General features: G+C 35.3%; 29 protein-coding genes, 4 tRNA genes and 1 pseudogene. 10 read left to right on the top strand and 24 right to left on the bottom strand.

Translation table 11 applies throughout. The features are described 5' to 3' along the window. Positions 1–3: 3 nt before the first annotated feature. The 15 genes from rpsQ to carA all read right to left on the bottom strand — a co-directional run bounded on the left by rpsQ (position 4) and on the right by carA (position 7,578). The gene (gene rpsQ, locus OOK84_RS02060) at positions 4–240 is read right to left on the bottom strand and encodes a 30S ribosomal protein S17 (protein ID WP_264732192.1); all 237 of its coding nucleotides are present in this window, start codon (positions 238–240) and stop codon (positions 4–6) included. Next, positions 233–436 (bottom strand): 50S ribosomal protein L29, encoded by a 204-nt coding sequence (gene rpmC, locus OOK84_RS02055; protein ID WP_006279350.1) that lies wholly within the window; start codon positions 434–436, stop codon positions 233–235. The genes rpsQ and rpmC overlap by 8 nt, the downstream gene beginning before the upstream one ends. Before the next feature lie 11 nt (positions 437–447). Continuing rightward, complete coding sequence (gene rplP, locus OOK84_RS02050; protein WP_250294844.1) at positions 448–861, bottom strand: 50S ribosomal protein L16; 414 nt, start codon at positions 859–861, stop codon at positions 448–450. A gap of 11 nt (positions 862–872) precedes the next feature. Continuing rightward, entirely contained in the window at positions 873–1,487 is a 615-nt protein-coding gene (rpsC, locus tag OOK84_RS02045; protein ID WP_253309088.1) for a 30S ribosomal protein S3, read from the bottom strand. 39 nt (positions 1,488–1,526) lie between these two features. Then, positions 1,527–1,877, bottom strand: coding sequence for a 50S ribosomal protein L22 (rplV, locus tag OOK84_RS02040; RefSeq protein WP_096616838.1), 351 nt, complete (start codon positions 1,875–1,877; stop codon positions 1,527–1,529). Positions 1,878–1,882: 5 nt separating this feature from the next. After that, the gene (rpsS, locus tag OOK84_RS02035; protein ID WP_006279181.1) at positions 1,883–2,167 is read right to left on the bottom strand and encodes a 30S ribosomal protein S19; all 285 of its coding nucleotides are present in this window, start codon (positions 2,165–2,167) and stop codon (positions 1,883–1,885) included. 3 nt (positions 2,168–2,170) lie between these two features. Beyond that, the gene (gene rplB, locus OOK84_RS02030; RefSeq protein WP_253309089.1) at positions 2,171–2,995 is read right to left on the bottom strand and encodes a 50S ribosomal protein L2; all 825 of its coding nucleotides are present in this window, start codon (positions 2,993–2,995) and stop codon (positions 2,171–2,173) included. A 1-nt stretch (position 2,996) separates the two neighbouring features. Continuing rightward, positions 2,997–3,284 carry a 50S ribosomal protein L23 gene (locus OOK84_RS02025; RefSeq protein ID WP_264732190.1) on the bottom strand — a complete coding sequence of 96 codons (288 nt, stop codon included), beginning with the start codon at positions 3,282–3,284 and terminating at the stop codon, positions 2,997–2,999. Further along, positions 3,281–3,895: a 50S ribosomal protein L4 gene (gene rplD / locus OOK84_RS02020; protein WP_064124641.1), complete on the bottom strand. Its 615-nt coding sequence runs from the start codon at positions 3,893–3,895 to the stop codon at positions 3,281–3,283. Before rplD ends, OOK84_RS02025 begins: the two co-directional genes overlap by 4 nt. Before the next feature lie 2 nt (positions 3,896–3,897). Beyond that, positions 3,898–4,620, bottom strand: a complete 723-nt coding sequence (rplC, locus tag OOK84_RS02015) for a 50S ribosomal protein L3 (RefSeq protein ID WP_264732188.1) — start codon at positions 4,618–4,620, stop codon at positions 3,898–3,900. Between the two features lie 9 nt (positions 4,621–4,629). After that, positions 4,630–4,950, bottom strand: a complete 321-nt coding sequence (gene rpsJ, locus OOK84_RS02010) for a 30S ribosomal protein S10 (RefSeq protein ID WP_096616846.1) — start codon at positions 4,948–4,950, stop codon at positions 4,630–4,632. Positions 4,951–4,964: 14 nt separating this feature from the next. After that, positions 4,965–6,137, bottom strand: a complete 1,173-nt coding sequence (gene tuf / locus OOK84_RS02005; RefSeq protein ID WP_264329094.1) for an elongation factor Tu — start codon at positions 6,135–6,137, stop codon at positions 4,965–4,967. 78 nt (positions 6,138–6,215) lie between these two features. Continuing rightward, positions 6,216–6,286: transfer RNA gene (locus tag OOK84_RS02000), tRNA-Gly, on the bottom strand. 4 nt (positions 6,287–6,290) lie between these two features. Further along, positions 6,291–6,372: transfer RNA gene (locus OOK84_RS01995), tRNA-Tyr, on the bottom strand. Between the two features lie 114 nt (positions 6,373–6,486). Further along, positions 6,487–7,578, bottom strand: coding sequence for a glutamine-hydrolyzing carbamoyl-phosphate synthase small subunit (carA, locus tag OOK84_RS01990; RefSeq protein ID WP_253309091.1), 1,092 nt, complete (start codon positions 7,576–7,578; stop codon positions 6,487–6,489). A 183-nt stretch (positions 7,579–7,761) separates the two neighbouring features. Between carA and OOK84_RS01985 the strand changes: the two genes are divergently transcribed. Then, positions 7,762–8,262, top strand: coding sequence for a hypothetical protein (locus tag OOK84_RS01985; RefSeq protein WP_253309092.1), 501 nt, complete (start codon positions 7,762–7,764; stop codon positions 8,260–8,262). A gap of 181 nt (positions 8,263–8,443) precedes the next feature. Here OOK84_RS01985 and glpX read toward each other — a convergent pair whose 3' ends face one another. After that, on the bottom strand, positions 8,444–9,361 hold the full coding sequence (gene glpX, locus OOK84_RS01980) for a class II fructose-bisphosphatase (RefSeq protein WP_264732542.1): 918 nt from the start codon (positions 9,359–9,361) through the stop codon (positions 8,444–8,446). A gap of 117 nt (positions 9,362–9,478) precedes the next feature. On the opposite strand from glpX, the gene OOK84_RS01975 reads away from it, so the two are divergent. Then, positions 9,479–11,377: an ankyrin repeat domain-containing protein gene (locus tag OOK84_RS01975; RefSeq protein ID WP_264732183.1), complete on the top strand. Its 1,899-nt coding sequence runs from the start codon at positions 9,479–9,481 to the stop codon at positions 11,375–11,377. A gap of 648 nt (positions 11,378–12,025) precedes the next feature. Here OOK84_RS01975 and OOK84_RS06740 read toward each other — a convergent pair. The 4 genes and pseudogenes from OOK84_RS06740 to OOK84_RS01960 all read right to left on the bottom strand — a co-directional run. After that, positions 12,026–12,162, bottom strand: a pseudogene (locus tag OOK84_RS06740) (IS4-like element ISWosp8 family transposase); the annotation flags it as partial. 204 nt (positions 12,163–12,366) lie between these two features. Continuing rightward, positions 12,367–14,178 (bottom strand): glutamine--fructose-6-phosphate transaminase (isomerizing), encoded by a 1,812-nt coding sequence (gene glmS / locus OOK84_RS01970; protein ID WP_264732181.1) that lies wholly within the window; start codon positions 14,176–14,178, stop codon positions 12,367–12,369. 32 nt (positions 14,179–14,210) lie between these two features. Then, entirely contained in the window at positions 14,211–14,657 is a 447-nt protein-coding gene (gene yajC, locus OOK84_RS01965) for a preprotein translocase subunit YajC (protein ID WP_264732179.1), read from the bottom strand. A 137-nt stretch (positions 14,658–14,794) separates the two neighbouring features. Then, positions 14,795–14,871, bottom strand: a tRNA-Asp gene (locus OOK84_RS01960). 192 nt (positions 14,872–15,063) lie between these two features. Between OOK84_RS01960 and rpsB the strand changes: the two genes are divergently transcribed. Genes rpsB through frr form a run of 4 tightly spaced genes read left to right on the top strand, consistent with a single transcriptional unit; the run spans position 15,064 to position 18,063 of the window. Then, positions 15,064–15,912 (top strand): 30S ribosomal protein S2, encoded by an 849-nt coding sequence (rpsB, locus tag OOK84_RS01955; protein WP_264732177.1) that lies wholly within the window; start codon positions 15,064–15,066, stop codon positions 15,910–15,912. Then, positions 15,893–16,753 carry a translation elongation factor Ts gene (gene tsf, locus OOK84_RS01950; RefSeq protein WP_264732175.1) on the top strand — a complete coding sequence of 287 codons (861 nt, stop codon included), beginning with the start codon at positions 15,893–15,895 and terminating at the stop codon, positions 16,751–16,753. Before rpsB ends, tsf begins: the two co-directional genes overlap by 20 nt. Positions 16,754–16,763: 10 nt before the next feature. Next, entirely contained in the window at positions 16,764–17,498 is a 735-nt protein-coding gene (gene pyrH / locus OOK84_RS01945; protein ID WP_182182811.1) for a UMP kinase, read from the top strand. Positions 17,499–17,505: 7 nt separating this feature from the next. Next, positions 17,506–18,063, top strand: a complete 558-nt coding sequence (gene frr / locus OOK84_RS01940; protein ID WP_264732173.1) for a ribosome recycling factor — start codon at positions 17,506–17,508, stop codon at positions 18,061–18,063. Between the two features lie 124 nt (positions 18,064–18,187). On the opposite strand, the gene OOK84_RS01935 is transcribed toward frr, so the two are convergent. After that, positions 18,188–18,367, bottom strand: a complete 180-nt coding sequence (locus tag OOK84_RS01935) for a hypothetical protein (protein ID WP_264732172.1) — start codon at positions 18,365–18,367, stop codon at positions 18,188–18,190. A 206-nt stretch (positions 18,368–18,573) separates the two neighbouring features. Between OOK84_RS01935 and uppS the strand changes: the two genes are divergently transcribed. Both uppS and OOK84_RS01925 read left to right on the top strand, forming a co-directional pair. Next, on the top strand, positions 18,574–19,269 hold the full coding sequence (uppS, locus tag OOK84_RS01930) for a polyprenyl diphosphate synthase (protein WP_015589050.1): 696 nt from the start codon (positions 18,574–18,576) through the stop codon (positions 19,267–19,269). Further along, positions 19,259–19,885, top strand: coding sequence for a phosphatidate cytidylyltransferase (locus OOK84_RS01925; protein ID WP_264732170.1), 627 nt, complete (start codon positions 19,259–19,261; stop codon positions 19,883–19,885). The genes uppS and OOK84_RS01925 overlap by 11 nt, the downstream gene beginning before the upstream one ends. A 24-nt stretch (positions 19,886–19,909) precedes the next feature. On the opposite strand, the gene OOK84_RS01920 is transcribed toward OOK84_RS01925, so the two are convergent. Both OOK84_RS01920 and coaD read right to left on the bottom strand, forming a co-directional pair. Beyond that, a complete protein-coding gene (locus OOK84_RS01920) occupies positions 19,910–20,101 on the bottom strand; it encodes a zinc-finger domain-containing protein (RefSeq protein WP_006279326.1) in 192 nt (63 codons plus the stop codon). Positions 20,102–20,169: 68 nt separating this feature from the next. Further along, complete coding sequence (gene coaD, locus OOK84_RS01915) at positions 20,170–20,676, bottom strand: pantetheine-phosphate adenylyltransferase (protein ID WP_264732168.1); 507 nt, start codon at positions 20,674–20,676, stop codon at positions 20,170–20,172. 79 nt (positions 20,677–20,755) lie between these two features. Here coaD and OOK84_RS01910 point away from each other — a divergent pair. Both OOK84_RS01910 and OOK84_RS01905 read left to right on the top strand, forming a co-directional pair. Beyond that, positions 20,756–20,828, top strand: a tRNA-Phe gene (locus tag OOK84_RS01910). 90 nt (positions 20,829–20,918) lie between these two features. Beyond that, positions 20,919–21,920 carry a gamma-glutamyl-gamma-aminobutyrate hydrolase family protein gene (locus OOK84_RS01905; protein ID WP_264732166.1) on the top strand — a complete coding sequence of 334 codons (1,002 nt, stop codon included), beginning with the start codon at positions 20,919–20,921 and terminating at the stop codon, positions 21,918–21,920. A 120-nt stretch (positions 21,921–22,040) separates the two neighbouring features. On the opposite strand, the gene ubiH is transcribed toward OOK84_RS01905, so the two are convergent. Then, entirely contained in the window at positions 22,041–23,189 is a 1,149-nt protein-coding gene (gene ubiH, locus OOK84_RS01900; RefSeq protein ID WP_264732541.1) for a 2-octaprenyl-6-methoxyphenyl hydroxylase, read from the bottom strand. Between the last annotated feature and the right edge of the window lie 300 nt (positions 23,190–23,489).

Below are 23,489 nucleotides of genomic sequence, written 5' to 3'. Positions count from 1 at the left end.
TATTCAATGTGAGCTATTAACAACAACCCATTTTTTAGTAGTAGAAATAGGCTTGTGTTCTTGTATTAAAACCTTGTCCCCTTCTTTACAACTATTATTCTCATCATGTGCTGTATACTTCTTGTATTTTTTTATAACCTTTTTATACAGCTGATCCTTATACACTTGTAATACCGAAACCTTTACAGTCTTATCACACTTAGCCTTAGTTACAGTACCACAAAAAACCTTTTTAGGCATTCTTTTCCTCTCTTCTTCTTTTATTTAATGTAGTTAGAATACGAGCTATGCTCTTTCTTATTAAGCTAAAACGCGAAATATTGTTGCACTGCCCCAACTTCTTTTGAAAAACCAAATTAACAAACTCTTTTCTCAAATTTACAAGAATTTCATGCAATTCTTGTGAAGACCTCGATTCAATGTCAGCTATATCCATTGCAACTCCATTTAATTATGATTAGATACAAATTTACACTTCATAGGAAGCTTAGCGGTTGCCTTTTCAAGCGCCAATCTTGCTAAATGCATGGGAACATCACTGCTAATCTCAAACAACATTCTACCGGGCTTAGCTTTAAACACCCAAAATTCAACACTACCTTTTCCCTTACCCATACGTACATCTGCCGGCTTTTTACTAACAGGGGTATCAGGAAAAATTCTTATCCACACTTTACCAGAGCGTTTTAATGTTCTAGATATTACACGCCTTGCAGTTTCAATATGCTTAGACTGAATCCTACCTGCTTCTACAGCTTTTAAGCCATAATCTCCAAAAGATAATGTGCTACCACCTTTTGTATTACCCTTAATTCGCCCCTTAAATACCTTCTTATATTTACTCTTTTTGGGAACAAACATCTCAATATACCTTAATTACCAATATAAACCCAAACCTTAACTCCTATAATACCATATATAGTTTTTGCTTCACAAAAAGCATAATCTATATTAGCACGTAAAGTGTGTAAAGGCAAACGACCTTCTTTATACCATTCAGTACGAGCTATCTCAGCTCCGCCAAGGCGCCCAGAACAACTTACTTTAATACCTCTAGCACCCATCCTCAAACAACTTTGAATAGCTTTTTTCATCGCTCTTCTAAATGAAACCCTTTTTTCTAACTGTTGTGCAATGCTGCTTGATATTAAAACTGCATCTATTTCAGACCTTTTAACTCCTACTACATTCACTTCCACATTATTTTTTACTTTTTCAGCTATTTTTTGCTTTATCTTCTCAATATCTGAGCCTTTCTTACCTATTATCACTCCAGGTCTAGAAGAATGTATTATTACAGACACCAAATCGATTGTACGCTCTATAATTACTTTAGAAACACCAGCATGCTTAAAAGATTCATTTATATAACTGCGAATAGATAAATCTTGATGCAACCCTTGTTTATAACCCTTCTCAGCATACCAAACAGATGACCAAGTATTAATTATTTTTAACCTAAATCCTTTAGGATTAACGTTTCCCATACTTTTGCACTTTCCTTATTAATTTTCTATTTTTATGAATCATATAATTTCTCCCAATTTTACAGTTATATTACTATAACGTTTACTAACTCTATTAGCTCTACCCATAGCTTTTGGACATACCCTACGCAAAGTAAGAGACTTACCTATTGAAATTTCTTTTATATATAAATTATCGATATCCAATCCATAATTATATTGAGCATTAGCAATCGCAGAATTTAATACCTTCCTTATAAGACCCGCAGCTTTCTTTTCACAAAATCTTAATTGCACAGTGGCAAAAGAAACTTTTTTATTACGTACTAAACCAGCAACCAAATTCAATTTACGAGGAGTTGATTTTAAAACCCTAGAACCAGCTTTAACTATTACATCTCTGTTTTTCATATCAATTACCTTCTTGTCGCCTTTTTATCACCACTATGCCCAGTAAATTTACGAGTGGGCGAAAATTCACCAAACTTATGACCTATCATATTCTGATCATTAACATTAACAGGAATGTAATCCTTACCATTATAAACAGCAAACTTTAAACCTAAACAATTAGGAAGAATTACAGAAGCCCTGGAATGAACTTTTATAGCCATGTTAACAAACCCCTTGTTTAAAGCATTATTCACCGACTTTAATATAGAAGGATGACAAAAAGGAGGCTTCCACGCAGATCTACTCATAAACTAACCTTTCAATTGTTTTATATACTTATCACTAGATTTATTTTTCCTCCGAGTTTTCTTTCCTTTTGTTGCAACACCCCAAGGAGTAACAGGATGACGACCACCAGAGGTTTTTCCTTCCCCACCTCCATGAGGATGGTCAACCGGATTCATTGCAACCCCACGCACAGTAGGTCTAATTCCAAGCCACCTACTTCTTCCAGCTTTACCCAGCTTTCTATTCTTATGGTCAGGGTTAGATACTACACCAATAGTAGCCTTGCAAGAAGATAAAATCAACCTAATTTGACCAGACCTGAGTCGTAATAAAACATATTGGCCATCACGACCAACGATTTGCGCATAACAACCAGCAGCTCTAGCAATCGCAGCACCATTACCTGGCTTCAGCTCAACATTATGAACGAAAGAACCAACAGGTATATACTTGAGTAGCAAACAATTACCTGGCAAAATATCAGCATCATTTCCAGCTGTAACAATATCACCAGGCTTCATACCTTGAGGAGCTAATATATAAGACTTAATATCATCTTCCTTATATGATATTAACGCTAAAAACCCACTTCTATTTGGATCATACTCTATTTTTTCAACTATACCCTGACCACTTCTATTACGCTTAAAATCTATAACTCTATACTTCTTTTTGTGACCACCACCCCTATGACGAGTTGTAATTCTACCATAATTATTTCTTCCACCACTGGACTTTTTACCGGATGTAAGAGACTTTTCTGGCTCATCTTTTGATAAACCAACTTTACTTACTAACACAGTCCCACGAGAAGACGGAGTAACAGGATTAAAAAATTTCATACCCATATTAAACGCTCATTATATCTAATTTTTGACCATCTATCAAAGAAAAATAAACTTTCTTTTTCTGTTTTTCACAACCAATCACACCCCTGAAACGCCTATATTTAGGCTTAATTCTAACAACATTTATAGAAGAAATTTTAACATCAAATAGAGACTCTATTGCCAACTTTATTTGACGCTTATTTACATTTACAAAAACATACAAAGAATATTTATTAAACTTCTCCATCAAAAAAGAGGCCTTTTCTGTAATTATAGGAGATTTTATTATATTATTATATTTGATCATAACAATCTACCTTCAAGATGCTTTAAAGTATCCTTTGTCAACATCACGCATTCGTGATTCAATATATCAAAGACATTTAACCCAATAGGTTTGATTAAGTCTACATAATGCAAGTTTCTAACAGCACGCAACAAATCATCTCCATAATCACCAACTATCAAAAAGGAAGAAAATTTAAAATTTTTAATACATTTACACATTTCAGACGTTTTCTTCACATCAATATTTAAATTATCCAGAATAATCACTTGATTATTTAAATACTTTAGAGATAAAGCAATTTTTAAACCAAATTTGCGTACCTTCTTATTAAGAGAATAAGTATGACTCCTCACAACAGGGCCGAAAATAATCCCACCACCTCTAAATTGAGGAGATCGCAAGCTCCCTTGTCTTGCCCTACCGGTACGTTTTTGACCATAAGGTTTAGCTGTTGTACCAGAGACATCACTGATACCTTTTGTTTTATGAGTACCAGCTCTTCTCTTCGCTAATTGCCATCTCACTATATCATGCAAAATACTCAATTTTTGCTTAGCAGAAAATATCAAAGGATTGAGCTGAGCAGTACCTACATTATTATTAGATAGATTAACTAAATTACATTCCATAACTAACTTACCAAATTACTAGCATCATCATTTACATCTAACAGTAAACCTACCGGAAAAGGAACATCTTTATGTAAAGATTTTTTAACTGCATCTCTTACAAAAACATAGGAATTTTTAAACCCAGGAACATTATTACCCTTCACAGCAATTATACTATTTTCATGATCAATGGATAATATCTTCATATTTTGTGCAGTTATTCTGCTGTTACCTAAATGACCAGCCATTTTCTTTCCTTTGAATACTCTACCAGGATCCTGACATTGACCAGTGGAACCTTGTGATCTGTGAGCAATAGAAACACCATGAGATGCCCTAAGCCCACTGAAGTTATGCCGCTTCATCACACCAGCAAATCCTTTACCTATAGAATAACCCGTAATATCAAGATATTGACCAACCACAAAATGATTGATTCCCACTTTTTTACCACATTCTATTCCCGACAGGTCATTTAATCTACTTTCGTATAACTTACATTTATTATTTATACCCTTTTTCTTTAAATATTCCAACTGAGGTTTTGCTATATTTTTAAAATCTCCTGTGCCCAAAATGACTGAATTATAGCCACATTTATCTTGTCCTTTTATATCAACAATATGAGTTTCGCTGAGATGCAATAAAGTTACAGCCATGCGACTATTGTCAGAATACATAGCAGTATGACCAATATTCATCATTAGTAAACCAATTCTCCTCAGTGAATTTATTCTCTTCATTTCCTTCTCCTAAACCTTAACTTCCTTGACTTTTAAATCCACTTCTACGCCAGCAGAAAAAGATAAACCTGTAAGCATCTGCATCATAGTAGGAGTAAGATCATGTAAAACAATCAAACGCCTAGAAGTTCTCATTTCAAACTGTTCACGAGATTTTTTATCAACGTGAGGAGATCTATTAACAATAAATTTAGAATCTTTTCTTGGCAACGCAATCGGACCAGATAATTTTGCATTGGACCGCTTTAATTCATCAACAAATTTTCGAACACACTCCTCCAATAAAGAACAATCGAAAGCCTTAATGTTAATATATATATCTTGCTTCATCTTAGTTACTACTCTCACTCCAAAATTTCAGAAACAACACCAGAACCAACAGTTCTACCGCCTTCTCTTATCGCAAAACGCAATCCCTTATCCATTGCTATCGGTACTTGCAATTCTACTTCTACACTCACATTATCTCCTGGCATTACCATCTCCTTCCCATCTAGCAATTTTATGCTCCCGGTTACATCCGTTGTCCTTAAATAAAACTGTGGCTGGTAATTCGCAAAAAATGGTGTATGCCTTCCTCCTTCCTCTTTCTTTAATATATAAACCTCCGCCCTAAACTTTCTATGCGGCGTTATCGTCCCCGGTTTTGCTAATACTTGCCCTCTCTCCACTTCTTCTCTTTTTGTTCCTCTTAACAATATTCCTACATTGAGTCCTGCACTCCCCTTATCCAGCAACTTCTTAAACATTTCTACACCTGTGCATATCGTCTTTTGCGTCGCTTTCAGACCTATTATCTCTATCTCTTCTCCCGTCTTTATCTCTCCCTTCTCTATCCTTCCTGTTACCACCGTTCCTCGCCCCGATATCGAAAATACATCCTCGATTGGCAATAAAAATGGTAAATCCACAGGCCTTGGTGGAACCGCCACATACTCATCTAACTTTTCCATCAATTTATCTATTGATTTCTTTCCATATTCGCTACTGTCATCCTCCAGCGCTTTCAATGCAGACCCCACTACCACAGGCACTTCATCCCCTGGAAATCCGTATTTATTCAGCAATTCCCTCACTTCCATTTCTACCAAATCTATCATATCAGCATCAGCAACATCAGCTTTATTTATATACACCACGATATATCCAACACCTACCTGCTTCGCTAGCAATATATGCTCTCTCGTTTGTGGCATTGGCCCATCAACCCCCGACACTACCAATATCGCCGCATCCATCTGTGCTGCACCTACTATCATGTTCTTTACATAGTCAGCATGTCCAGGACAATCAACGTGTGCATAATGCCTTTTTTCCGTCTGATACTCAACATGCGCTGTTGCTATCGTTATCCCCCTTTTCCTTTCTTCTGGCGCCTTATCTATCTGATCGTACGCTACAAAATTTCCATAATGCTTTGTTATCGCCGCTGTTAACGTTGTCTTCCCATGATCCACATGTCCTATTGTTCCCACATTTACATGCGGCTTTCCAAATGCTTCCACTACTGCTGTCATAATTTAAACTTTTCTACCTAAAATACAAATACATCAATAAATAATATGTTGATTTTATAAAAATACAACAAAAAAAAGAGCGGATAGTGGGAATCGAACCCACGTCACTAGCTTGGAAGGCTAGAGCTCTACCATTGAGCTATACCCGCACAATGGAGGAGGTAGGATTCGAACCTACGTACGCAATGCGGACAGATTTACAGTCTGTTACCTTTAACCACTCGGTCACTCCTCCACAAAAATTTGTTAAGAGAACGCTATTTTAGTACCTTAACTCAAGCTTTTATTGTATTTAATACTAAACGCCTAAAATTAAAAAATCAAGCAATAAAACCTACCCTGATTAAAATCATGCAGATTTCATTTTATACAACACAATATTGCCAATAAAACGTCTAAATAAATAATGCGAATCATGCGTACCTGGCGCTTCTTCTGGATGATATTGCACAGAAAAGACTAAGTAATCCTTCATCATTATCCCCTCTACACTATTATCAAATAGAGAAATGTGAGTAATTTCAACATTACTTGGAAGAGAAGCTGAATCAACAACAAAACCATGATTTTGGCTAGTGATCTCAACTTTTCCACTAATTACATCATAAACTGGATGGTTACTCCCTCGGTGACCAATATCCATCTTGATGGTCTTTGCTCCCAAAGTAATCGCAAGTAATTGATGACCCATGCATATGCCAAAAATTGGTATTTTAGATTTTATAATAATGTCTATCTCTGAAACTACACTTTCTCCTATTTCTTGCGGATCACCAGGACCATTTGAAAGCACTATACCATCTGGATTCATACTCAACACTTTTTGAGCAAAACCTGTGCTTGGTCTGATTAATTCAACTGTACAACCAAGTTCTATTAAGCGTGAAACTATACTGATTTTTACGCCAAAATCAACGATTACAACCCTATATTTTGCATTAAGGTCACTTTTAAAATTACTATGCAAGCTGACTTTATTGGTTATTTCTATCCCATTTACAGATTTGTATTCCTTCAATTTGTCCAACACATGCGTCTCGCTTGACGGGCATATCATTCCACTTTGAGATCCATGTTTTCTCAAATGTCTCGTTAAAGCTCTAGTATCAATTCCTGATATCCCAACCACGTTATTTTTCTCTAACCAATCATTTAAACTGATATATGAAGAAGGGTGGGACATAGAAGAAAGTTCACGCATAACCACACCACTTGCAAAAATTTTCTCTCCTTCATTATCTTTATGGTTTATTCCAATGTTACCAATATGAGGAAAAGTGAACGTTATAATTTGATCAGCAAAAGAAGGATCAGTTATAGTATGCTGATAACCGGTCATACCAGTGGTAAAACAGACCTCACCTATGCACTTGCCTTTTTTACCTACTGATTTTCCCCAAAAGCACTTGCCATCTTGTAAAATTAAAACTGCGTCCTGCACTTCATTATCTATTTAACTGATTCAAAACAGTATACAAGAATTTCAAATAATACGCAACTCTTTCTAAAATTCCAAATTTAACCACGAGGCGGCGAAGAACAACATGAAAAAAACTTTTAACGTGCCCTTTCATAAAATATGTTGACTATCTCCGTATTTTATATTAGGTATACTCCTGCAGTTATGAAATGGAGGTTTATTATATCAAATGAAATCCAACCTAAAAATAAGTTACTAATTGTAGGAGCTGGCTTACTATTCTTTGCGATGGTGTTCCCATCATTTTTTCTCTTAGCAAAAATAGCCATAGGATTAGCTATGATCGCAATTGCAACAATCGCGGTAAAAATTTTCTCAAAAACAATATCAAACGCTCTTGAAAAAGAAAAAGTAGATCAGAATCAGGCAGCACAACAAACAACACAAAGTAAAATTATAAACCTAGCTATTGGATTAACATTTATATTTGCAGGAGGATTATCAATGCTCATTATAGCAAAAACTGGCTTAATTGCAGCATGTGCAGCTATAACTGCTTTAGCTCTACACGAATATGTTAAAAATGAAAAAATAGGAAAAGAGATAAATGATAAATTCGATAAGGTAGCTGACGATACAATCAATTTTATTGTTAGCAATGTTGAAAAACTTATTCCAACAAAGCCGCCAGGCATAACAGCCTAAACTGTCTCCGTTCAGCAGAGTGGTTTAAGAAACAATAGATAGGAGGTTTTGAAAAGGGTTCAGCCTTCTTTTTATGTCGGTCTTGAGGAACTTCTTGTACAATTAGTTTTTCTTGAGAAAATGAATCTAACATTTTAACACTCCCTTTAACTCTTACATCATATATTGAAAAATAATTAACCTAACTTATAACTTGCACCTTTATCAGCTTGTTAGGTAGAATTATTAAAGAACTAGTTGAACAGACGTTATGACTAAATTCAACTCCATCCACAAGTTCTCCGCTTGTTACTCCAGTTGCAATGAACACTGATTCACCTCTTGCCATGTCTTTTACGGTGTAGATTTTTTCTGGGTCATCAATATTCAGACTTTTTGCTCTTTCTCTTAACTGATCCGTGTCAAATATTAATCTTCCCTCCATCTGTCCACCGATTGAACTTAGCGCTGCAGCCGAAAGCACCCCTTCTGGTGCTCCTCCTATGCCGATATACATATCATGATTGCCATTTACTAGTGAAACTACGGCCGCAACATCACCATCATCTATTAGTTTAACTTTTGCTCCTAACTTCCTGATTTTCACTATTAATTCATCATGCCTTTCACGGTTAAGTACAGTTACTGTAAGATCATTTACTTTACATCCTTTTGCCTTGGCTAAATTGTCTAGATTCTTTTCAATGCTATTTTTTAGTGAGACTACACCCTCTGGGAGATTTTTTCCTACTGCTATCTTTTCCATATAAACATCAGGTGCGTGTAAAAAATCACCTTTTTTCGTTGCAGCAAGAACGGACATTGCCCCCTGTTTGTAGTGAGCGCAAATTGTGGTACCCTCAAGTGGGTCAACAGCAATGTCGATTTCAGGACCATTTCCAGTGCCAACCTTCTCGCCAATATATAGCATTGGTGCTGAATCTCTCTCACCTTCACCAATTACGATAGTACCATTTATTTCCATTGAATTTAATACTGTACGCATTGCATCAACTGCAACCTGATCAGCCCTTTTTTCATCGCCGAAGCCTGCTAATTTATATGCAGCAAGTGCTGCAGCTTCGGTCACTTTAACTAATTTATAGGCTAAATCTTCCATCATTTGCTTTAAGAACTATATTCAATATATATCATGCTACTTGAAACTGCAATATGTCTTGACTGGTTGTGGGAAAGTTGCATAATAAATTAGATAGTAATAGTGGTAAAATTTGACATGACTTATGAAAAGATAAAGGAAATTGTAACTCAAAATCCTGATATAACTGCTGAGGAGTTTGATAAGGAACTCAAAAAGGAGAAAATAGATAAAGAAATAATAGATCAAAATGGTTGGACTTTGCTTTATTATGCTGTCCGTTCAGAAGGGCCTAGTATTATCGGCGATCGCAGTATATTTCTAAAGATTGTTGAGTTGTTCACAAATTTAAACATTGGAATCGATTTTAAAGATACTGCTTCCAGAACTGTGTTGGGTACAGCTGCAATAAATAAACAAGCTGACGTTGTAAGGATACTTTTGAATAGTGGTAAGTTTGAAGAAGAAGAAAAAATTAGTGCTTTAAATAGTGCTATTATTCAAGGCAATGTTCAAGAGTTTGAGCCGTTTTTAGATTACATAGATCATGCGAAAATACTGGAGGCTCTCAACACAGCTTCTTGTAATGAGAACATTGACATTATGAAGGTGCTTTTAGATAATAAGAGATTTACTGAAGGAGAAAAGGTTGATGCTCTGAGTAATGCTTCCATAGATGGTGATCTACCAAAGGTTAGGTTGCTTTTAAAGCATATGACAGGTATACCAGCAAATGGTATAAGGAGTCTTTTAGAAATGATTAAAGAAAGTAAATCATCACTTGAGATAGATTCTGAATTTAAAGTGGACTTCAACAATTCTGATCACTGTAAATACCTCTCAAATTATGTAATAATTGCACTACTTAGATCAGCAATAAACAAAAAAGAGAAGCAAAACACACCTGATGGAGCGGAGTCCAATGTCAGTAATACAAGCACTGGTCTCACGCTAAATAATGATGACATTAGGAATCTGTGTCTTGATATAGATAGGGTTACAAAACAGGATAGCACAGTTACTAGTTTTGAAGATTTGCAAAAAAGGTTAAAAAGGAAGGGAATTAATCTTCAGAGCAAATGTGAAAAAAATGCTGTACTAGAATATGCAATTAAAGATCAAAATTTGAACGTTATAAAATTTCTCTTACAAAATGGAATGACCATCATCAATGCAATCGGTCAAGAAGGAAGGTATTACGTTAGCAAAATTGAAGAAGACAAATCTATATTATGCTCTGTTGTTCATTATACTGATAACAGTAATGCTGAGATTCTAGGCACGCTACTGCGAAATATTAATGCAGAGCAATCAAAGTTAAATCCTGAAGATGAATTGTACAGATTATACCAACAATTAAAAGATGATGCATTCTGCACTGCTTTTGCAGAAAAGAATTCTGTAGCAGCGACAGTGCTAATACAGAACGATCAAGAAACACGCGCATCAGCAGTAAACAAGGATGAAACACCTGTAGTAACAGGAACTGACCAGGTTGTTACTACGCCAAGCGTAGAAGAAAATAGAACAGAACCTAACAAAAATATTAGTAATAAACCTACGGCAACAGTGTCTCCTATATTAACAAAGGAAACAAATCCAACTACTGTACCAAATAGTGGTAACGGTAGGAGTGTTAGTAATAAACCAGTATCTCCTGTAGTATCAACAAACGCCGGCACACCCGCTATGTCAAGCGGTAATGATAAGTCTAGCAACCTCACAAATGCTCAATTTTCTGTGCCAAATGAAAAAGAAGCTAAATATAAAGAAAGCAAGGAAAATTTTTACACCTCATTAACAAAAGATGTTGTTGGAGTTGTTATTACAGGATTATTCATTGCTGCTGCTGTAATGGTTCCATTTGCGGCTGGTGCGGTGGTTTGTGGTGTTATAGCTGCTTTGGTTGCAACATATATCGGATTACATGTAAAAAATTCTACATTACCAAGCTATAGAGAAATGGAAAAAAATAAAGTTGAACACGTGAGTCCAAAAGTTGAACACGTGAGTCCAAAAACTGCACAAACATTGTGATTTGAGAAAAATCTCCACTAGGAAGGGTGTCATCCGAGTAGCTAAAACTGGGATCTATACTAGCACAGCCCTACGTCATACCGCGATTCATTCACGGTATCTTAGCATAGATCCCGCTAACACGTAGCGGGATGACGGTTGTCGGTAGGCCTAAATTACTTTAGCCATAAACATTTAAGAAATTTACCAAATGAAAAAAAAGGCAAAAGAAACCCCGGTTAATATCTATTTAAAAACATTGGCGTTTTTTTATGTTTTAAACGTCTAATAACCGCGACTCAGCTGCTTTTAAATGCAACTCACCTTAGTTTAAATGTTTAAGAAATTTACTAAGCAGAAAAAAAGGCAAAAGAAATCCCGTGTTAGCTAGTTGTCACTCTCTAATCCTGCAAATTGGCGTTCTATACTGTCTTAAACGCTTTATAAGCGCGTTTCAGCTTATATAGCTAGAAATGTTGTGAAGACATAAGGTGCGCATAGTACAAAAAATTAAAAATAAGACGCCAATTACGTAATACTGTTGTCGTTTAATCTGCACAGATTGAAGATAAATGAATACCTTCAATACTCATGATAAGGGGGGCTGGCGGAGTTTGTCAAGTAGGTTTTTTCGTCTCTATTCCCAATAAAAGTTCGTTATTGGTTATGCAGGAAGTCTAATACTGTCGTAAAAGGAAGTTTTCTTGTGCGTGTGAAACTTTTTTTCCAACACAATGGATCTTCTGAAAAGTTTTCGAGTATATTGTATTTTTAATTTGTAAAATAAGATTTTTCCCTTTTTGCATGTTTCACCTAAAAAGGACACATTTTAGACTTCTTTGTTGAAATAAAACAGAAATAAAAGTGCTGTTTATTGCAGCTTTTGGGTAATTTAATGGTAAAAATTTTAGAGAGAAATTTTACACACAATCGCAGACATTTTTCCTTAAGTTGACGCCATTGAGTGAACGGTTACCTTAATTAGAAGTCTAGCTTTAACTTTAAATGGACTACTCAACCGTGACAGACTTAGCTAAATTTCTTGGACAATCGGCATCTAACCCTTTTTTTGCTGCAGTATAGTAAGCAAGGAATTGCATAGCAACACTATAGATGATAGGAGAGATAAAATTATCAGTGTCTGGAAGTTGCACCACATCTGCGCAAACTCCCCTTAGGAATGGCGCTCCTTGCTTATCACTGAAGGCAATTACTTTGCCTTTTCTTGCAATAATCTCTTGTATATTAGATAGCGTTTTAAAGAATAAACTATCATAAGGGATAATTGCTATAACAAGCACAGTAGAGTCTATTAAAGCAATAGAACCGTGCTTCATTTCTCCCGCTGCAATGCCAATGGTATTAATGTATGAAAGCTCTTTTATCTTCAATGCGCCTTCCATTGCAACTCCGTATGAACTTCCTCTGCCGATTAAAATAACGTTATTGTGTTCTAATATACTGCCCGATATATGTTGTATTTGCATCACATTCAAAACGTGCTCAACATACTCGGGAATAGAATTGATAGCACTGCTTAGCTGTTTTATTCTCTCTCCACCCAGTATACCTTTTATTTTTCCAAGCTCCACGGCAAAGCATGCTAAAGTTGCAAGTTGCGCAGAAAAGGTTTTTGTTGAAGCAACACCAATTTCTGGCCCAGCAAGAGTATGTAACACAATATCTGAGATCTTTTCAATGCTGCTGTTAAATGTGTTAGTTATACTAATGATTGTTTGCTTCTGTGATTTCGCATAACGCAGCGCTTCTATGGTATCTGCAGTTTCGCCAGATTGAGAGATGAATAACCCAATGCTGCCTTCTTCTAGCTTGACGTTGCTATACCTAAATTCTGATGAGATTTCTAGATATACTCGAACTTGAGCGACACTTTCCAGCCAATATTTTGCTATTAGCCCGGCAAAATAAGATGACCCGCATCCAACTATAGTAATGTAACTCCGCTCAGAAAACAATTTTTTGTTGACCTCTTTATATTGCTTGTAAAATTGATTTATTGTTTTGTTTAATGCACGCGGTTGCTCAAAAATCTCTTTTAACATGAAGCTAGGATACCCATTTTTGCTAATTAGAAAATCACTTGGACTACTATTTTCTATACTACGTTTAACTTGTGTACCATTGTTGTATATACTAACTCCACTAGATTTTATCACTGCAATGTCACCATCTTCCAAATACGATATTCTTTCCACAAATGCACTTAAAGCATTAGAGTCAGATGCAGCAAACACTGTGTTACAGTTATAGCCTATTGCTAAAGGCAAATTTCTCTTCGCAACAAATAAGGCATCTGGATATTCTGCAAATAATAAGACCAAGGCAAATGAGCCATGTAAGTTGTTTAAACACTTAAATAGAGAATCAACTGGCGACAATCCTTCATCCAGATATAAGGTTAGCATATTTGGTATGATCTCTGTGTCAGTATCAGTATGGAATAACATTCCCCTTTCTTCTAGACCCTTTTTTAGCAGATTGTAATTCTCAATTATGCCGTTATGAGCAACAACAACATTATTTGTATGAATGGGATGAGCATTTTTAAGGCCTGGAACTCCATGTGTAGCCCAGCGAGTATGTGCTATACCAACTGTACTGTGAGACATCTTGCTTTCATCAACAACTTCATACAATCTTTTAACTTTACCTTCTGATTTTTTGACTTCTATCTCGCCTTCGTTATTTATGATTGCTATACCTGAGGAATCATATCCCCTATATTCCAATTTTTGCAACCCAGTTAGTAAAGTTGGTATTACTGAATCACCGCTACTTATTACACCAAATATTCCGCACACAAATGGATCACCAAATGAACTTTCTTTTAAAGTTATGCAGCATTTTTGCCTTTATCATCTTTTCCCTTTTTACTTTCCTCTGGTGGTTGATTTTTATTCTTTTTATCACTCTTTTCGATTTTGCCTTTTTCAATTGGTTTAGCTTCCACTTTTTGAGTTTCTTTGTTTAAAACTTCAGATATAGCGGACTTTAGGACTTTCACCTCAACTTTTGGTGCTATTTCTATTATAAATTGTGCATTTGCCTCATCAACTTTATTAACTTCACCTATTATCCCGCCAGAAGTAATGACTGTATCACCACGTTTTATTTGATCTATAATTTTTCTATGTTCTTTTAGTTTTTTGTGGTTTGGGCGAATAATGAGAAAATAAAATACCACAAATATTAAAATCAATGGAATAAAACTAGCAAAAGATGCGCCGATACTTGATGCATTGCTAGTTGCATCTGCTGCAAAAACTTCAGAAATGAGCATATTTAATCCTAATTGTTAATGATAAAAACAAACCTATTTAAGTATTAATTACAATACCATGCCATGTCAAGTCTGGTGAAAACGTTTCTAAATAACGGCAATAATATTGCGGATTTTAGATTATGCTAAAACCACTATGGCGGGAGTGATGAGACTTGAACTCACGACCTCATGCGTGACAGGCATGCGCTCTAACCAACTGAGCTACACCCCCCCTAATTTCTTTTTAGCGTTTTCGGGCTTCGACTTTAAAGCTAATAAACATGTTGCCCTTTGTCAATATTTTTTGTTTGCGCTTTGCTGTCTTTTCTATTACTATGTAAATAATTTAATTTCACACATGGCTTGTACAAGTAGTCCCATTAGGGTTATGCCATGGAAGATAAACTATTTGGAGGAATGATATATGACAAATTTGCCTGAAGTCACTGTGCGTGATTTAGCCGAATCTGGTGTACACTTTGGTCACAAAATTAGTCGCTGGAACGCAAAAATGGCTCCATACATATATGGAGTGCATCAAGAAAATCGTATACATATAATTGACTTGCGAAAAACATTACCATTGCTACAGGTGGCCATGAAGGCTTTATATAACGTTGCATCTCAAGGTGGTCGCATTCTATTTGTTGGTACAAAGTTTCAAGCTTTTGATATTATTGCAAGTGAAGCGATTCGTTGTGGTCAATATTATGTGAATCATCGATGGCTTGGTGGTATGCTTACTAATTGGGGCACTGTTTCTTCTTCGATAAAAACCTTGATGCAATATGAGAAAATATTAAATGACGAGGATAGCATTTTAACAAAGAAAGAATTGGGGAACATTGAAAAGAAAAAGCAAAAGCTTGATAAGGCGCTTGGTGGTATTAGAGAAATGGGAGCAATTCCTGATATCTTATTCATCATTGATACTAATAAAGAGCATATTGCGGTTAAGGAGGCTAAAAAGTTAGGAATTCCAATAGTTGCAATACTTGATACTAATTCTGATCCAGATGATATTACTTATCTAATACCTGGAAATGATGACTCAAGAAAATCAATAGAGCTCTATTGTAAATTAGCTACCGACTCTATATTAGCTGGAATAGAGTCTAGTCTAGCAAGATCTGGAGTTAAGATTGATAATATAAAAGGTGATGAGTTTATTCAAGAAAAAGAAGATAGTATTGTGCAAACTAAAAGGAAACGTAGTAAAGTTTACAAAGAAGAAGAAAGGGAGGTAGTAACAAATGAAGATGAATCCAGATAATATAAGGGAATTACGTGATAGGACAGGGCTTGGCTTAAGTGACTGTAAAAAAGCATTAGAAGAATGTGATGGTGACATCAAGAAAGCCGTTGATAAGTTGCGTACAATAGGTCTTGCTAAAGCTGACAAAAAATCTGATAGAGTAGCTTCAGATGGGCTCGTTGCTATGTGTTTGACTGAAAATTATGGTGCATTGGTTGAACTCAATTGCGAAACCGATTTTGTTGCAAGGAATGAGAAATTTATAGAGTTAGTTTCAAATTTAGCATCAATTGCTCATCAAGAACGCTGTATCAGCGTTGATGAGTTAAAAAATGCCAAGTATGAAAGCATTGGCACAGTGCAGGAAGCTATTATGAATGGTACGTCAGTTCTTGGTGAAAAGTTAGAGTTGAGCAAGCTTTGTTACCTAGAGACTAAGGATGGAGTTGTTGCTGGTTATGTACACGGTGATGTACGTGGTTTAGGTAAAACTGGCGCTTTAGTTGCATTGCAATCACCCGGTGATAAGGCAAAGTTACAGGAAATTGGAAAACAAATAGCGATGCACATAGTTGCTATGAAGCCTGAAGCTTTGTCTATAGATGATTTAGATCAAATGAAGTTGAAAAATGAACGTTCTATAATTGAAGAGCAAGTAAGGAGCTTAAATAAACCTGAAGAAGTAGCAAAAAAAATAGTAGATGGACGAATGGCTAAGTACTATGAAGAAGTTGTTTTACTAGAACAAAAGTTCATAAAAGATGATAAAATGAAGGTTTCTGATTTTATAAAATCAAGCGAGGTGAGTGCTATTAAATTATCTGATTACAAGTTACTTGTTTTGGGCAGTGCAAACTAAATGGCAAGAAATGTCTTCCTTAGCAGATAAAGTAAAATACTCTAGAGTGTTATTGAAGATCTCTGGTGAAGCTTTGATGGGGTCACAGTCTTTTGGCCATGATATGGGAATAATAAGCCAATTATGCAAAGATATAGCTGATGTTAACAGGCTTGGAGTTCAGGTATGTATTGTTGTTGGTGGTGGTAATATCTTTCGTGGCGCATCTGCGTCTTTAAGTGGCTGTGAAAGAGCAAGCAGTGATTATATTGGAATGCTTGCAACTATAATCAATGCTTTAATTTTACAAAACTTTTTAGAAAAAAATTTAGTAGCTTCTAGGGTATTATCTGCAATACCCATGGCCACTGTATGTGAACCTTACATAAGAAGGAAAGCTATTCGTCATTTAGAAAAAGGTAGAGTGGTAATTTTTGCAGCAGGCACAGGCAACCCATTTTTTACTACAGATACAGCTGCAGCCTTACGTGCTGTTGAAATGAATTGTGATGTTATTCTAAAGGGTACACAAGTAAATGGTGTATACTCCGCTGATCCGAAAAAAAATGAGGATGCTGTAATGTATGATAGGCTTTCTTACACGGATTTATTGACTCGTGATTTAAAAGTTATGGATGCATCAGCAATTTCACTTGCTCGTGAGAATTCTATTCCAATTATAGTTTTTTCTTTGAAGGGAGAAAAAATAGTCAATATTATTAAGGGTCAAGGTACTTATACTATAGTTTCAGATTGTAAACAGTAGGTAGTTTATGTTAAATGAAATAAAAGCTAAAACAAAAGAAAGAATGCTAAAAACTATTCAGTCCTTTCATGATGATATTAAAGGCGTACGCACTGGTAGAGCTAGCGCATCGTTGCTTGATGGTATAGTTGTAAATATCTATGGTGGACATCAAAAGTTAAATCAGGTTGCAGGCGTTTCAGTTATAGATAACAAAACCCTATCAATTAAAGTTTGGGATATTAATGTTGTAGGTGAAGTGAAAAATGCTATATTAAATACCAACTTGAATTTAAATCCTGTTGTTGAGGGCAATACCATACGTATAGCTCTTCCGGATTTAACACAAGAAACCCGTGAAAAATTAGTAAAATTATTGCATCAGTTTTCTGAAAATGCGCGGATTGCCATCAGAAATATACGCAGAGATGTTATGGAAGAAATAGAGAAAATGAAGGGAAATAAGGAGATCTCAGAAGATGATTTTCATGGTGCTAAGAAGGAAATACAAAATATTACTGATGATAATATAAAAAAGATTGATGGTGAATTGTCCATCAAAGAAAAGGATATATTGCATCACTAAGGCAATATGAAAGAAACCTTCAGTAGTGAAAAAGAAAAAATTATATGCAAAGGTGTCATGGAGGTAGTCGACACACAACTGTATGAACGTTGCAATATTGCACAGTATTATACAGTAAATGATGTCATTCCAGTGTCCTCTTTTTTGTCATCCCAGTGCCTTTTTTCCCTGTCATCCCAGTGCGTAACACTGGGATACATCTTATTTTCATCATGGACATTATATGCTCTAAGAATCTGTTATCCATTTCCCTCTTTCCTGTCATCCCAGTGCGTGACACTGGGATACATCTTATTTTCATCATGGACATTATATGCCCCAAGAATCTGTTGTTCATTGCATAATTTGCAAATATTTTTATACTTAGATCCCAGTGTCACGCACTGGGATGACAGGAAAAAGGGCTACTGGGATGACACCTTTCAAGTAGAGATTGCTACTAAATCACTATTTTTGTACAGTGATATGTTAAGCACTCAGATGATATCGGGTGGTTTAGGTAAACTTTAAATGTTGAATCAAGAATCTTTACCGAAACATTTAGCAATTATTATGGATGGTAATGGTAGATGGGCGAACAATCAAGGAAAGGTAAAAATTGATGGTTATAAAAAGGGCAGTGAAGTTGCATACGATATTGCCAAGTATTGTACGGACCTAACCATACCCTACTTAACTTTGTATGCATTCTCTATGGAGAATTGGCTTAGACCCAAAAACGAAACTGACTGTCTATTTGATTTATTTTACTCCGTTTTAACTAATGAAGATAAAGTCAATTTCATTTGCAACTGTAACATTAAGTTGAATTTTATTGGCAATTTAAGTCTGTTATCCAGTAAAATATTGGATCAAATTAAAAAAGCAGAAGAAATGACACATAAGAACGATGGTTTATTACTCACTGTGGCAGTCAGTTACGGAGCAAAGCAAGAAATTACACAAGCTATAAGCAATATTATAAAAGAAAATATTGCTTATGTATCAGAAGAGGAATTTGAAAAATTTCTATATACTAAAGATCTGCCAAAATTGGATTTATTAATTCGCACTGGCGGCGAAAAAAGGTTAAGCAACTTTTTATTATGGCAAGCAGCTTATGCTGAATTATATTTTTGTGATACTTTATGGCCTGATTTTTCTTGTCAAGATTTGAGCAAAGCATTAGAAGATTATACAAAAAGAGAGAAAAAATATGGTAGATAATAATTTTATAATTAGAATATTGTCCTCAATAGTAATATTATTCATATTTTCTTTTGCTACATATTTCAGTGATTTATCGTTTTACCTATTGATTTTTTCAATAGCAGTTTTATCTTCTTTTGAATGGTATAATCTAACCCAAGGAAACAAAATTTTATACGTTTTCGCATTATTATTGATTGCACTACCAAGCGCCTCATTAATATATTTATATAACCTACCACAGGGAAAATACGCATTAGTATGGTTCGTCTTAACCATTTGGGGAATTGACATTACTGCCTACCTATTTGGTAAGAATTTTGGTGGAGCTAAAATTTGCCCAATTCTTAGCCCTGGAAAAACTTGGACAGGACTTCTTGGTGCGATTTTAGCTGGAGTAGTGTGCACAATTTTTGGATCAATATTTTTTGGTCTATTTTCAATTTTTTATTCTCCAATCATTGGCCTTGCAATCGCTATTCTAGCGCAACTTGGCGATTTCACTGAGTCGCTTGTTAAAAGAGCTTACGGTGTTAAAGATAGTGGAAGTATGATACCTGGCCATGGAGGAGTGCTCGATCGTATGGATAGTTTCATTTTTACTGCCCCTCTTCTTGCTATTTACATAAGCTAAGTCTGCAGAAGAAATAAAGTGCCATTAGAGTTCATCCCTAGTCAGCTCCCCAACCGCTTCTACAGTACAGTCATGGACAAACGTCTTTTCACAATAAGGGCAGGCTATTTCCTCTTCTTCTCCCATATCTAAATATATTAATGGATGGCCAGAACCCTCATCATTCTCATCACCATGACAACAAACTTTTCTATTATTAACCCTCACTTTTGACATGCTACTCCTTTAGCTTATAACATTTTACATATTGAATATACCCATTCAGAAATAAAAAACAACAAGCACTATTCTCCATTTTTTATCCTATTCAGGTTAATCAATTCGTTTTGAACGCCTTTTGATACAAATTTGCTAACATCTTCTCCTAATCTTGCTATTTCCTTTACAAAACTTGATGAGATAAATTGAGTATCTTCAGAAGCAGGAAGAAATATGGTTTCGATTTCAGGAAGAAGTTTATAATTTACCCAACTCATTTGAAACTCGTAATCAAAATCCGATACTGCTCTTAATCCTCTAATAATAACAGAAGCATTCTGCTCTTTGGCAAACTTCACTAGCAACCCATTAAAAGATATAACATCTGCATCAATTCCTAGCCCTTTGATTTCACTTTCAGCCATGCTTGTGCGTAGCTTTGTGTCAAAGGCAACATGCTTATTAACGTTTTCTGCAACTCCTATTATTAATTTATCGACTAGTTTACACGCTCTTTTGATTATGTCAATATGCCCAAAAGTTATAGGGTCAAATGTGCCAGGGTAGATTCCTATTTTGTCATTAATGTTCATCCTTTATTTTTATAAACTACTTTAAAAACTTTTGATAGACATAATAACATTTTTTATCTAAAAATGAAAGTATACAGTTGGCCTGATAGCTCAGTTGGTAGAGCAAAGGACTGAAAATCCTTGTGTCGCTGGTTCGATTCCTGCTCAGGCCACCTTCTCTTTCTTGGCAAATTTGCCTTTTTGTTATAAAACGTTCTATAATATGTTATGGTATTAATATAAGTGTTGAGAAGGTAAACTATATGTATAAATGTTATAGTAGAATATTTAACATCTTATTAATTATAGTTCTATTATTAAGCAATATTACTTATGCTGGCGTTAGTGAAAAACCGGCATCTCAACATGTAACCAGAAAAGAAGAACCAGCGTCAACTGCCTTGACGGCAGAAAATACAGTAAATAATGACATAGTTGTTGGTTTGTTGAAAACGGAAGAAGCACATGAGCTTGGGCTATCTCAAAATATCTACGAGATGTTTAATAACTTTGGGGTTAAGACTGTACTGATTGATTATAATAAGATAATTAGCCTTAAAAAAATTCAGACAGAGTCACTTAATCTCGCAAAACAAGATGAAACATTGGCAAAGAAGCTGACATTAGACCGAATAAAAATTGAAGTTGCAAAGTTTATTAAAGAGCACAAAATAAATAGAATATTTATTCCGGATAATTTACACTCAGCACCCACTCCTTGTCGCCAGCTTGTTACTGAAGCAATTGCAAAAATAGTGGATGATAACCCTGCAATTCATTTACTTGGCATATGTGAAGGCATAATGAATGCAAAGGGAATTGAAGTAGTGAGTGTTGTGAGTGATGAAGAGAAGCGAAGATCTCATTTAAAATCAGCACCTAATCCACATAAAGAGGATGCACCTCTCCAGCAGATAAAGATCGTTCCAAACAGTCGTTTAGCGGAATTAGTAGCTAAATTCTTAATACCTAATGAAAATGGCTGGTTTTCAACATATTTTCCAGATGCTCATTCAGGGGCAGTAAGTAATACACCAGAAAATAGAAGAAAATTGGAGTTACTTGGATATAAAGTTGCAGCATTTTCCAGTGATGGGGTAATAGAGGCTATTGAAGATAAGCACGGTAATATTTACTTTCAATGTCATCCAGAAGCCCTTGTTGTAAAATCATATAAAAACCTCTATTTATCAAATCACAAGGAACGTCAAGTGTCTACACTAGTTGCTATAGCGATTATAAATGATTTTCTTTATCGTGCTTAATGGCTATAGCTTTAGATTTACCAACGATTTGATAAACGACAAATTCGTCATCCCGCTGCTTGTTAGCGGGATCTAGAGATACCGCGGCGGTATGACTTGCATTAGCTATAAAATAGTAGTTTATATAAATCCCATAGCATGCCGAATGAAGCTTTTTTTGAGAAATTTTGAATTTTCAACTGCAATCAAGCCAAGATTTCTTAGTGCTTTAGCGCAGAATATTCTGTTGGAGAACATCCTATTTAATCCATCAGTTGCAAGCGCCATTGTAAAATTATCAAAGTATCTGTTACGTGAAATTTTCTTTAATAAATAACTACTGCCAACATCAATACCAGATGCTTTTGCAGCAACTATGTGCTTTATAACACTTTCTACATCTCTAATTCCAAGATTAAGCCCTTGACCTGCAACTGGATGAATTGAATGTGCTGCATCGCCGATAAGCAAAACTCTACCCTTATATAACTTTTTTGCGAAAACAAAACTTAAAGGATAAAGTTTTCTTTCACCCTCTAATTTTATCTCTCCTAAATAAGAACCAAATCTTTTTTTGAGCTCTATAATAAATTCTTCTTCAGACAGATCCATTAGCATTTTTGAAATTCCAGATTTTTCTGTCCAAACTATCGAAGAAGTATAGCCACCCTTCATCGGTAGAATTGCAAATGGACCGCCAGGAAAAAAACGCTCTACAGCTAAGTTTTGGTGATGCAGTTCATGCTTTACATTAAATACTATGCTACTTTGTTTATAATCAAATTTCACTGTCGGTATAGAAAATAACTCTGGTAGTTTAGAGTTTTTGCCTTCAGCGCAGATAAGTAGCGATGATATTAATTCCTGGTTATTATCAAGAATAACTTCCACATATCCTGAATCACAAGCAATTGTTTTATAGGAATGTGGAGAGTATATATTTAGTTTATTCAGAAAATTATTGTTGATTGCATTCCATATAGTAGCATTGTTAATAACATAACCCATTGGTTCTTCACCAACCATTTTATGATTGTAATGCACAGTAACCGCATCTAATATGCATATATCAAGTATTGGCTCAGCTTCGCTTTCTATAAACTGCCAAATCCCTAATTTTTCCAATATTTTTTTCGAGCCTTGAGAAATAGCAAATGCTCGGTTGTCATCTACTACACGTGGTAGACTATTTTTTTCAATCACAGCTACAGACACAGAGTCACAACTGAGGCCAATTGCAGTAATAAGACCAAGCAACCCACCACCTGAAATGATTACATCGTAATTCATTTTATTCACGCTAATTGTAAAATTATATTTTATCTATTTTGAAAATAGTTTAAACAAACTTTGTATACTATGAGTAAAAGACTTTAAGGTTTTCCTATATACAAATTAAGTCTCTTAGAACCTGTCTTGAAAATGGCTAAGCATAGAAGTAATCATATTAGATTTCTTGCATAACCCAAACTAAGTAGAAAAAAGGCAACTCCCCTGTCATCCCAGTAGCCCTCTTCTTGTAATCCCAGTAGCCCTTTCTTGTCATCCCAGTGCGTGACACTGGGATCTCATTTTACTTTATAATGATGT

The sequence above is a fragment of the Wolbachia endosymbiont (group A) of Sphaerophoria taeniata genome, from assembly GCF_947250735.1.
Lineage (GTDB): Bacteria > Pseudomonadota > Alphaproteobacteria > Rickettsiales > Anaplasmataceae > Wolbachia.
The sequence above is the reverse complement of the archived record's forward strand: the minus strand, read 5'-3'. Positions and strand labels throughout refer to the sequence as shown.

Excerpts from the sequence above, each read along its gene's own strand:
- rpsQ (WP_264732192.1), bottom strand. The coding sequence starts at position 240 with ATGCCTAAAAAGGTTTTTTGTGGTACTGTAACTAAGGCTAAGTGTGAT.
- rpmC (WP_006279350.1), bottom strand. The coding sequence starts at position 436 with ATGGATATAGCTGACATTGAATCGAGGTCTTCACAAGAATTGCATGAA.
- rplP (WP_250294844.1), bottom strand. The coding sequence starts at position 861 with ATGTTTGTTCCCAAAAAGAGTAAATATAAGAAGGTATTTAAGGGGCGA.
- rpsC (WP_253309088.1), bottom strand. The coding sequence starts at position 1,487 with ATGGGAAACGTTAATCCTAAAGGATTTAGGTTAAAAATAATTAATACT.
- rplV (WP_096616838.1), bottom strand. The coding sequence starts at position 1,877 with ATGAAAAACAGAGATGTAATAGTTAAAGCTGGTTCTAGGGTTTTAAAA.
- rpsS (WP_006279181.1), bottom strand. The coding sequence starts at position 2,167 with ATGAGTAGATCTGCGTGGAAGCCTCCTTTTTGTCATCCTTCTATATTA.
- rplB (WP_253309089.1), bottom strand. The coding sequence starts at position 2,995 with ATGGGTATGAAATTTTTTAATCCTGTTACTCCGTCTTCTCGTGGGACT.
- OOK84_RS02025 (WP_264732190.1), bottom strand. The coding sequence starts at position 3,284 with ATGATCAAATATAATAATATAATAAAATCTCCTATAATTACAGAAAAG.
- rplD (WP_064124641.1), bottom strand. The coding sequence starts at position 3,895 with ATGGAATGTAATTTAGTTAATCTATCTAATAATAATGTAGGTACTGCT.
- rplC (WP_264732188.1), bottom strand. The coding sequence starts at position 4,620 with ATGAAGAGAATAAATTCACTGAGGAGAATTGGTTTACTAATGATGAAT.
- rpsJ (WP_096616846.1), bottom strand. The coding sequence starts at position 4,950 with ATGAAGCAAGATATATATATTAACATTAAGGCTTTCGATTGTTCTTTA.
- tuf (WP_264329094.1), bottom strand. The coding sequence starts at position 6,137 with ATGACAGCAGTAGTGGAAGCATTTGGAAAGCCGCATGTAAATGTGGGA.
- OOK84_RS01985 (WP_253309092.1), top strand. The coding sequence starts at position 7,762 with ATGAAATGGAGGTTTATTATATCAAATGAAATCCAACCTAAAAATAAG.
- glpX (WP_264732542.1), bottom strand. The coding sequence starts at position 9,361 with ATGGAAGATTTAGCCTATAAATTAGTTAAAGTGACCGAAGCTGCAGCA.
- OOK84_RS01975 (WP_264732183.1), top strand. The coding sequence starts at position 9,479 with ATGACTTATGAAAAGATAAAGGAAATTGTAACTCAAAATCCTGATATA.
- yajC (WP_264732179.1), bottom strand. The coding sequence starts at position 14,657 with ATGCTCATTTCTGAAGTTTTTGCAGCAGATGCAACTAGCAATGCATCA.
- rpsB (WP_264732177.1), top strand. The coding sequence starts at position 15,064 with ATGACAAATTTGCCTGAAGTCACTGTGCGTGATTTAGCCGAATCTGGT.
- tsf (WP_264732175.1), top strand. The coding sequence starts at position 15,893 with ATGAAGATGAATCCAGATAATATAAGGGAATTACGTGATAGGACAGGG.
- pyrH (WP_182182811.1), top strand. The coding sequence starts at position 16,764 with ATGTCTTCCTTAGCAGATAAAGTAAAATACTCTAGAGTGTTATTGAAG.
- frr (WP_264732173.1), top strand. The coding sequence starts at position 17,506 with ATGTTAAATGAAATAAAAGCTAAAACAAAAGAAAGAATGCTAAAAACT.
- OOK84_RS01935 (WP_264732172.1), bottom strand. The coding sequence starts at position 18,367 with ATGATGAAAATAAGATGTATCCCAGTGTCACGCACTGGGATGACAGGA.
- uppS (WP_015589050.1), top strand. The coding sequence starts at position 18,574 with ATGTTGAATCAAGAATCTTTACCGAAACATTTAGCAATTATTATGGAT.
- OOK84_RS01925 (WP_264732170.1), top strand. The coding sequence starts at position 19,259 with ATGGTAGATAATAATTTTATAATTAGAATATTGTCCTCAATAGTAATA.
- OOK84_RS01920 (WP_006279326.1), bottom strand. The coding sequence starts at position 20,101 with ATGTCAAAAGTGAGGGTTAATAATAGAAAAGTTTGTTGTCATGGTGAT.
- coaD (WP_264732168.1), bottom strand. The coding sequence starts at position 20,676 with ATGAACATTAATGACAAAATAGGAATCTACCCTGGCACATTTGACCCT.
- OOK84_RS01905 (WP_264732166.1), top strand. The coding sequence starts at position 20,919 with ATGTATAAATGTTATAGTAGAATATTTAACATCTTATTAATTATAGTT.
- ubiH (WP_264732541.1), bottom strand. The coding sequence starts at position 23,189 with ATGAATTACGATGTAATCATTTCAGGTGGTGGGTTGCTTGGTCTTATT.